This window comes from Microcoleus sp. POL10_C6 (assembly GCF_036701585.1).
Classification (GTDB): Bacteria; Cyanobacteriota; Cyanobacteriia; order Cyanobacteriales; family Microcoleaceae; genus Microcoleus.
Window position 1 is genome coordinate 41861 of record NZ_JAUBRB010000053.1, and the last position, 8242, is coordinate 50102.

General features: G+C 47.6%; 3 protein-coding genes and 1 CRISPR repeat array. All 3 genes read left to right on the forward strand.

Features of this window, described 5'->3' with window-relative positions; translation table 11 throughout:
- Nucleotides 1–67: 67 nt before the first annotated feature.
- The 3 genes from QUA34_RS23780 (at nucleotide 68) to QUA34_RS23790 (ending at nucleotide 5260) form a co-directional block, all read left to right on the forward strand.
- A complete protein-coding gene (locus QUA34_RS23780) occupies nucleotides 68–760 on the forward strand; it encodes a hypothetical protein (protein ID WP_333325535.1) in 693 nt (230 codons plus the stop codon).
- Between the two features lie 351 nt (nucleotides 761–1111).
- A complete protein-coding gene (locus QUA34_RS23785; protein ID WP_333325532.1) occupies nucleotides 1112–2878 on the forward strand; it encodes an NACHT C-terminal helical domain 2-containing protein in 1767 nt (588 codons plus the stop codon).
- Nucleotides 2879–3142: 264 nt separating this feature from the next.
- Nucleotides 3143–5260, forward strand: a complete 2118-nt coding sequence (locus tag QUA34_RS23790; RefSeq protein ID WP_333389505.1) for a DNA-binding protein — start codon at nucleotides 3143–3145, stop codon at nucleotides 5258–5260.
- A gap of 279 nt (nucleotides 5261–5539) precedes the next feature.
- A CRISPR array of direct repeats spans nucleotides 5540–8112; the repeat unit is 37 nt; unit sequence GCCGCAATTAACCTAACTCCCTATCAGGGATTGAAAC.
- The last annotated feature ends 130 nt before the right edge of the window (nucleotides 8113–8242 follow it).

Here is an 8242-nt window from a genome sequence, read left to right on the forward strand (position 1 = left end):
TGGCGCGGTTCTATAATAAAATCGAGGTGTCAACAATTCTGCTTTAGTGTGTACAGTAGGTCGTCATTTGCAAGCACAAGAGATTAAGGATCAGCTCAACTCCCTAATTAGCGACGCAGATCTAATAGATCCGAGTTTGGCGAGAAGATTGGATGAAATCAATCGCTGGGTGAAAGATGTTAAACCCGGTTCGCTAACGGCTAAAAAATTTGTGATGGCTTTTTTGCTGCAGCTTATCCGAGATTCTCAGGTTTGGCTGGCAGTTCAATCTCTACCTTCGGAAAGAGAACAGCAAGCCGCGTTTGAGTTAATGACTCCGGGGGAAAGGTATTGGTACAGCTATCTATTTCCTAAATGGCTGAGCGAAAACGATCGCAAATTTTATATATGGAAACAAAAACTCAAGGCCGGCAAATTCGATCCGGGTGATGATATCGTGATTCGTGCGATCGCAGCCCGAATTGTTGATCGCCAAGGCACTGTTTTGTATCGATATGTTGCAGATCTTTCTATGGCAACCGATTCGATCGTTAGTAGCCGCCAACAGCAGCCCCTCTGCATTCAAGTCACAACTCTTTCGGATGAATTCTCTGAACAAAAATATCAGAATTGGCAACAAACTCTTCAAGATTGGGGGATTGACAGAGGATTATTTTTAAGTTATGATAAAAACGATGCAAATTTCCTGAATCAGTTAGTTAACATTGCATTATATAATAGTGATAATTTGCCCGCAGGTCGTTACCTCAAGTTCCCGTAAATCAAGCATATCTGCTGCTGAGAATAGTTCGACTGCTAAAAACTTGGTGAAAAAAAAATTTGACTAACTCACATATTGCACAATTTTCGACAAAGCCAAAAACCTAACCCCCAGCCTGCTTCTGGAAAAGGGAAAACAGACCAAGCTTTTTCCTCTCCTTTTCTGTCTCCGGGAGGGGTTTGCCAGACACTGGCAAGAGGTGCTTGATACGAAGGCTAAGCAATGGGAACATTTACCGCAGCAATAAATCGGGTGAAATAACTAGCAACTCGGCCTAAATTGAATTGAGATTTGATTTAATTGCGGTGAAATTGTTGGAAATAAAATCTAATTACATCAAAATCAAATACTATGACAGTACAAGGTACACATACCGTTGAAAATAACTTGCAAAAAGTCTGGGAAGAACTGGAAGCAGCCAGAAAAATGCAGGATGAATGGATGAATTACGGGGTAGATTTTGTAGATTTGTATGTGGAAGATGCGGGCGGTGATTGGTTGGAAAAGTGGGGTAAATGTGAAGAAGAATTAGAGCGAATTAAACATAATGTAGATATTGAAGCAGTCAAAGCAGCGCTCGACATTCCCAGCTTTCAGCAGACAAAACTGCTGGAAATTGCCTTAAATTGCCGTTATTCTACCAGCTATTACTCCGATCGCCCGGAGGAGTCTCCCGCTTGGCAAGAGGTTAAGTACAAACGCCTGTCACTCTTAGGGGGAGCGATTTTCGGTGCGGTTGTTAGCGATTACCTGTACCGCGAATATCCACAAGTCGATCCCAATGCTATCTCAACCTTAAAACCTCGTTTTGCAGAACCCAAAAAACTTGCGGATTTTGCACAAAAACTGAAATTAAACGAACTCAGTTGGGGCGTATGGAATGAGAAAGAAACAGAAGAAAGCGAGTACAATAGAGTTTTTTCTGAGACTTGTGAAGCTTTGTTTGGCGCGATTTACTTGGAGTTTGATCGCGATTTTTTCCGTGGGGGAAACTGGCTGATTCAGCACTTGATTGAACCAAATGTTGGGCAGCATGGGGATCTAACTGGGCGGCGACAAATAGGGCCCGAAAACGAGGTGAAACGCCGGGAAATCCTGGGCGCGGATATTCTAGATGCGATCGCGATCGACTATTTGTACAACCGCTTTCCCGAACGCAACGCCAGCCAGCTAACTCGCTGGAAAAATATGTTAGTGGCCAAAGAGATTTTTCCCAAAGACTTTAAGGCTAAATTAGGCAGTCATTACCTAGAGTTGGAAAGCAATTTCTCGCGTACCCGCGACTGGTTGGTGGATAACTTTATCAAAACCGCAGTTGACGAACTGCTAGAGGAAAGCGAAACTCAACCAGAATATGTGATTGACAGTGCGAACCCGGAATCGCTGCCAGAATTGGTCAGCCGGATTACAGACAAAAAGTGGAAAAATGAATTTGTGAGAGTTGTCAGCATTTTGCAACCTGCTGACGAACTTTTGCTGCTGATGCAACAAAAATTAGACAGTATGGTGGCTAAAGATGAAACTTTGCAGCAGTTGCTAAGCTGGGCAAATCACAAGTCTCAGTTAGTGCAAAGGAATTTAAAACCGGCGGAAATTCGCGCTTTTTATGTTGCCTTAGTTTGCGTGCTCGATTTGGCTTTGACTCGTGTCCTCGATCCGAGTCTGAAGTTTGATATATCGAAAGTTCGCCAGTTGCGGAATTGTTTGGGAAAGGCTGGAAAAAATGTAGAATTTGCGGAGGTTGATGAGTCTCTGAAATTGGCTTTTGATAATGAGGATGTGGCGTGTATCTTGGTTGGCATTTGGGCGCTGGATATTGAACCAGAACTTAAACAATTGCTGGCACAATTTCAGACTGAGATGCCAGATTTGCAAAACTGGAAAAAGTGGCGCAAAGAGTGCGGTTGCAGTTGGCTGGCAAAATTCAAAACTGCGATCGGCTACAATTTATATTTGGGCCCCCAACAGAAAACTTTGCTGCAACAGTATTACTATGCCCACAACTTGCTGGTGGAATGCCTCAACAGCGATAATTGTCAGGTGACACCGGCGGTCAGACAAAAAATTGAGGATAAAATGTTGTTATTGTCGGTGGATTTGAAGCTGGTTCATATTTAATTTGGATAGCGCGGAGGGGCGGGACGCCCATCCCACTAATGGATGGACGGGCGGGACGCCCATCCCACTAACAGCAACAGGGCTTACCCACTCCCACCCAAGAAATCGGGTTTTTTACCGAATCTGCGGGCTGCAATGCGTCTTTTGGTGAAAAACTCGGTCTCTCCTCACCCGTGCCTAAGTCATAAGAAGGGTAAGATTTAATGGGCAAGTCAAATTTATTAAGTGATGGCTTCCAAATCCTGTATCCCATAACGGAATTCTATGCAGTTGCAGCGCCAATTTAGCGGACAACTGATTGCGATCGACACCAAAACCGCGATCGCCAGTGGGGGTGAAGGTCGCATCTACCCGATCGCCCAAGACTCGTCCCTTGTAGCAAAAATCTACCACAAACCGACAGACGAAGACGGCGACAAACTCACAGTCATGTTCAGTATGCCGCCGGATGCGCCGATCGCGGAACCGGGACACGCTTCCATTGCTTGGCCGATTGATTTGCTGCATACTGTCGGCGGGCGAGAAAAAATCGTTGGTTTTGTGATGCCGCGCGTCAACAAGGTGATGCCGGTACACACTTTCTACACTCCCAAAACCAGGCGCGAACAAAAACCGCTATTTAGCTATCTTTACCTCCACCGTACCGCCAGAAATCTCGCCTCGGCTGTAAATGCCCTCCACGTCAGGGGTTACGTCATCGGTGACGTAAACGAGTCGAACATTCTCGTGACGGATACGGCGTTGGTAACGCTGGTGGACACGGATTCGTTTCAAGTCCGTGATCCTTATACGGGTTACGTTTATCGGTGTCCCGTGGGGAAACCGGAGTTTACGCCGCCGGAGTTGCAGGGGCAGACTTTCCGCGATATCGATCGATCTCCAGAGCACGATTTGTTCGGTTTAGCGGTATTAATTTTTCAATTGCTGATGGAAGGTACGCATCCGTTTTCGGGAGTCTATCTCGGTAGCGATGAACCACCGTCTTTGGAAGCGAGAATTCGATCGGGCCATTTCCCTACAGGTACGAAACGGATTCCCTACCGCCCGATGCCCGCGGCGCCTCCTTTTGAGATGCTGCATCCCCGGCTGCGGCAACTGTTTATCCGCTGTTTTGAGGAAGGGCACGGCAATCCTTCCGCGCGCCCGGATGCGAAAACTTGGGTGAATGCGATTCGGGAAGCGGAAGATGCTTTAGTTACTTGCAGCAGAAATAGTCAGCATAAATACGGAAATCATCTCAGTCGGTGCCCTTGGTGCGATCGGGCAAAACTCCTGAAAGGGCGCGATCCGTTTCCTTCGCGGCAAGCAATCAGCAACGGATTGCACTTGCAGCCTGCAAAAATCAAGCGTAAAAAGCCCCAGTCACCGCCTGTCGTGGCCCAGCCCGCAGTGCGTCGGCAACAGCCCTCCACGGGGCTGTCACGCCCCCTGGGCCAGTACGCAGTGCCGTTGCTACCGATGCCGATGTCTTCTCGGAGTCGGACTCCTGCGCCTCAGCTTCCCGTGGGCAAGTTTGAGCGCATTTTTCAGGATGCTGCTTGGGGAGGTGTTTGGGGTAGTTTGTGTTTGGCGGCGATCGGGGGGATTTATTCGGCAATAGCTGAGGGCGGCAGTGCTATTTTGGGGGCGATTTTTGTTGGTTCGATTTGGGGCTGTTTTTTTGGGGTGATGTGGGGGGTTTTTACTTTGCCGCCGAATCAGATTTGGCGGAAGTGGGGCGGAGTTTTGGTGGGGGCGTCTTGGGGGGCTTTTTTGTTGGCGGCGATCGGCGGTGCGGTGTTTGGCGCGATTAATAGCACTCCGGGGATCGGGGAGAGGATTTTGGCTGGGGCGGGGGTTGGTGCTCTCTGGGGCTGTGTTTGGGCAACTTTTCAGCCTCCTCTGGCGCTGCCAGTGGGGAGGGTGTGGGGCCGGCGGGGAGGGTATTTGGGGGCCGTCTGGGGCTCGTTTGTGGGGACTCTGGCTGGTGTTTTTTTGGGGGCTGGGCTGGTGGTTTGGCAGCAATACGGTGTCCAGATGCGGCCGGTGAATGAGTTTGCTGGTTTGTTGCTGGGTGTGGCGATCGTGGCGGCTGGTGTGGGTTCTGTTGGGGGTGTGGTTTCTGGGGGTTTGTTGGGTTTTTGCGGGTTTGCGCCGAAGTTGCCGATTTCGTTTCAGCCTTCGGGTGTCAATGGTGGGGCTTTGGGGGCGATTTGGGGCAGTTTTTTGGGGACTTTTGCGGGTACTGTGTTGGGGGCGGCGGTGTCTGCGATGTTTCCGGCTGTTAACGCTGGGGTGCCGGTGGAGTTGGGGCCTGTGGCAGGGGCGATCGTGGGGGCTGGTTTGGGGGCGATTTGGGGAGTGGTTTCGGGTAGTGTTTGGGGGGCTTTGGGCAAGTGGTGATCGGGTTGATGTCTGTTTTTGGGTGGAAAATGCGTCTATGCGTAGGTGTAAAAATCGAGGTGTTAATTTTGGGGGCTATAATGTATATGCTCTAAGGGTTAGAGGCACTTCAAGCTTAACAATGGTAGACGCAATCGCTGGAATCTATGGTGGAAAAGGGTTTGAGGGCTGTATGAAAATTGGGGTATTGACAAGTCGAAGGCTGAAATGGTACTTTTGTTTTATGCAGACGCAAATGAACCTTGAAAACCAAATACAGCAAAGCTTCTGGAACGGGCGGCCGCAATTAACCTAACTCCCTATCAGGGATTGAAACTCGAGATTGGGTTTATTCACTTCAAATTCAACATCGCCGCAATTAACCTAACTCCCTATCAGGGATTGAAACCAATCATTTAGTTAGCGGCCATCACCATTACCGCAGCCAAGCCGCAATTAACCTAACTCCCTATCAGGGATTGAAACTGATATCTGCGGCTGGATACGGGATGTGATTAGGAGCCGCAATTAACCTAACTCCCTATCAGGGATTGAAACCAAAGACCGTAATAGACGGCGACTGTACGGTAGCGCCGCAATTAACCTAACTCCCTATCAGGGATTGAAACAAACTCCGATCGCAGTCTCAAATTTTCAAAGAAAGCGCATGCCGCAATTAACCTAACTCCCTATCAGGGATTGAAACGCCGCCGGTGCGGTGATAGGCGCTGGCTTAGGCTGGCCGCAATTAACCTAACTCCCTATCAGGGATTGAAACGCCATTGCCCGTATCCGGCGTGTGGATCGAGGCCGCAATTAACCTAACTCCCTATCAGGGATTGAAACATTATCTAACAAATTTGGGTGTCCTCAGCCGGCCGCAATTAACCTAACTCCCTATCAGGGATTGAAACTCCTCAAGGCATGATCAAAGTCGGCAGATGGTCGGGCCGCAATTAACCTAACTCCCTATCAGGGATTGAAACCAGTTAATATTATTCACGGCGGATGTTGTTGAATTGCCGCAATTAACCTAACTCCCTATCAGGGATTGAAACGTCCTTTTGGTGCCACTTCTCATGAGGTTTTGGAGTGCCGCAATTAACCTAACTCCCTATCAGGGATTGAAACTAATTTTTCCTCAACCTCATCTCGATCGCGCCGCGCCGCAATTAACCTAACTCCCTATCAGGGATTGAAACGTATCAAAGCCTAGGGGACAAACAACAGCACGACGCCGCAATTAACCTAACTCCCTATCAGGGATTGAAACAAATCGCAAATTAAGCTTAATTGGTATAGTTGAGTCTGCGCCGCAATTAACCTAACTCCCTATCAGGGATTGAAACTAATATCACAAAAAGTGACGATTTTATTTTAGAAGGGCCGCAATTAACCTAACTCCCTATCAGGGATTGAAACGTAGTAGACAACTCCGAAGCGCTTGACACATGGAGCCGCAATTAACCTAACTCCCTATCAGGGATTGAAACACTGACTGAAATAGTAAAAATGTTTTGCGATAAAGACGCCGCAATTAACCTAACTCCCTATCAGGGATTGAAACGGACAACTGCATACCTAAAAAAACCACAGGGGAAAGGCCGCAATTAACCTAACTCCCTATCAGGGATTGAAACACAAACCGCCTACCGGGAAAGTGCAGAACCCTGCGCCGCAATTAACCTAACTCCCTATCAGGGATTGAAACGGGATGGGGTTGGGTCGGCACTCCTACTCGATTTACTGCCGCAATTAACCTAACTCCCTATCAGGGATTGAAACACTTCAAGGGATTTAACAAAACCTAGAGCAGGAGCCGCAATTAACCTAACTCCCTATCAGGGATTGAAACCTTTGACCCTTGTTGATTTATCTGAGTCTGCTGGCCGCAATTAACCTAACTCCCTATCAGGGATTGAAACATTGTAGTGACAGAAATTATATCATTGGTAGCGAGGCCGCAATTAACCTAACTCCCTATCAGGGATTGAAACGGATTGTCCCAAAGACCGTGAGCAACAGCCCTTGCCGCAATTAACCTAACTCCCTATCAGGGATTGAAACGTTGCTGGCGGCCCACTTTTGCAATTTTGAAGAAAGCCGCAATTAACCTAACTCCCTATCAGGGATTGAAACAACCCAGCTAACTTCCTCTGTTGTCCACGTAGTTTTTGCCGCAATTAACCTAACTCCCTATCAGGGATTGAAACTTCAGCAAGAAGCAATCGCCGATGTGGCACTGGGCCGGCCGCAATTAACCTAACTCCCTATCAGGGATTGAAACAAAGCAAGTATGAGCTTTGGTAAGGATTTGATAGACGCGCCGCAATTAACCTAACTCCCTATCAGGGATTGAAACAAACTACTGAATTCCTCAGACAACAACGAAGCCCTGCCGCAATTAACCTAACTCCCTATCAGGGATTGAAACAGATTGAGGCTAGGCGTAATGCCAATTTTTAGGTTAGCCGCAATTAACCTAACTCCCTATCAGGGATTGAAACTTCAGATGCCTTCAGAGATTTCCTTTGATGGACTTCTTTTGGCCGCAATTAACCTAACTCCCTATCAGGGATTGAAACTGGTACGAGACATCTGTTGTCCGCACCCAAGGATTGCCGCAATTAACCTAACTCCCTATCAGGGATTGAAACTTGCTGTAAGTCTGACAAGCGCTTCTGGAATCCTTGGCCGCAATTAACCTAACTCCCTATCAGGGATTGAAACCGCTGGGACTGTAGCATTCCTATCATCAAATGTGGGCCGCAATTAACCTAACTCCCTATCAGGGATTGAAACAATAGATTAGTCATTGGTAGGGAAGGAATAAAGAGCCGCAATTAACCTAACTCCCTATCAGGGATTGAAACTTATTGGAATTGAAAACTTGCCACCTGAACAAAAACAGCCGCAATTAACCTAACAATACTCCGGACAGTTTTTAAAGAGGAATGCGATCGCAATAAAATAGAGAAGTGAAAAAAGTGAGTGCAATCTCAA

Bases quoted from the DNA above. Each gene is read 5' to 3' on its own strand.
- QUA34_RS23785 (WP_333325532.1), top strand. From the start codon at position 1,112: ATGACAGTACAAGGTACACATACCGTTGAAAATAACTTGCAAAAAGTC.
- QUA34_RS23790 (WP_333389505.1), top strand. From the start codon at position 3,143: ATGCAGTTGCAGCGCCAATTTAGCGGACAACTGATTGCGATCGACACC.